Origin of the sequence: Crystallibacter degradans (assembly GCF_012952295.1) — a bacterium.
In the GTDB taxonomy this organism is placed as follows: domain Bacteria; phylum Actinomycetota; class Actinomycetes; order Actinomycetales; family Micrococcaceae; genus Crystallibacter; species Crystallibacter degradans.
The window spans coordinates 1-1,120 of record NZ_JABBCH010000066.1 but is presented as its reverse complement, the minus strand read 5'-3'; the positions used below and the strand labels follow the sequence as shown (position 1 = coordinate 1,120).

Below are 1,120 nucleotides of genomic sequence, written 5' to 3'. Positions count from 1 at the left end.
CCGGCACCGTTACCGGCTGGGCCGGTCAAAGCGCCGTCATCCAACTCGACGAACCCACCGGCCGCTTCACCACCGGCCAAATCCGCTGCCCACCACTCGGACTCCAACCACTACCTGAATAGTTACAACCAATAAAATAATTGGTATCAACAAACTTGGCACACTATTGAGTTCTCAAACAACAGGAGCACCCGGCACCAGTCGGACCCTTCTTCAAGGCCCTCCATCGCTCCGGAGCAACTTTTCAAATTTACCCGATCCTGCAGCAGTTCGCAAATCGCCTTCCGGCTGATTCCCGCTGCAACCACGGTCCCCGCAACCTCATCCGCACGGTAAATCGAACCGTTTGAAAGTGATTGTTTTGAAGGGGTCGGCCTCCCTGCCTGCTAAGCGCTTTCGCTCCCTAGCTGCGGTGGCTTGGAAGACATTACACGCCTTCGCGGACCACCGCAAATCCGCCTCCGTGGACAGCACCTCCTGCCGCGGAAAACCGCGGAACCATGCGGATCCCCGCACTCCCGGACCCCGCGGCGCCGGCCCCGGCCGGCCGCGCACCGAACGGGCACGGCAGCAAAACCAGGTTCGTTTTCCCGAAAACGGAACCGGCGGCAAAGACCCGTCCGCAGCGCTGCCGGTGTGGCCAAGCACTCAATACGCCCGCGGCTCCCCTGCCCGCATCCGTCCGGAATCCGCGCGAATATTCACGGACCGCCCGCCGCCGGGACACAACCGGCACCTCGCGGGGAAAGTGTGCTTAAAATCCAACACCAGCCAGCACAGCCCGCTGCGCGGCAGCCGGCCCCGCGGCCGGCAGGACCACCACCTGCATGCCGGAGCGGAACCAGCCAAGCCCCGGCCCGCCTGCAGCACCCGACGGGGCAGCTGCAGCCCGGGCACCCCAACGGCAGCGGGAGCCGGCACGGCAGTCCTGCAGCCAGGGCACGGGAACCGCGTTGAGGTTATGCAGGTTGGCATGGTTTCCGGCAACGGGCCTTAAATGGGTGAAGGGCTCCACCGTCATGGTGGAGCCCTTCACTTTCAAAAGATGTCCGGCGGTGACCTACTCTCCCACACCCTCCCGGGTGCAGTACCATCGGCGCTGTGGGTCTTAGCTTCCGGG

At 63.8% G+C, this 1,120-nt stretch carries 1 protein-coding gene and 1 rRNA gene; both read right to left on the bottom strand.

Annotated elements, in window-relative coordinates; all coding sequences use genetic code 11:
* Positions 1 to 754: 754 nt before the first annotated feature.
* A complete protein-coding gene (locus HGO92_RS23125; protein ID WP_169999095.1) occupies positions 755 to 1,036 on the bottom strand; it encodes a hypothetical protein in 282 nt (93 codons plus the stop codon).
* Between the two features lie 11 nt (positions 1,037 to 1,047).
* Positions 1,048 to 1,120 (bottom strand): 5S ribosomal RNA (rrf, locus tag HGO92_RS24840); the annotation flags it as partial.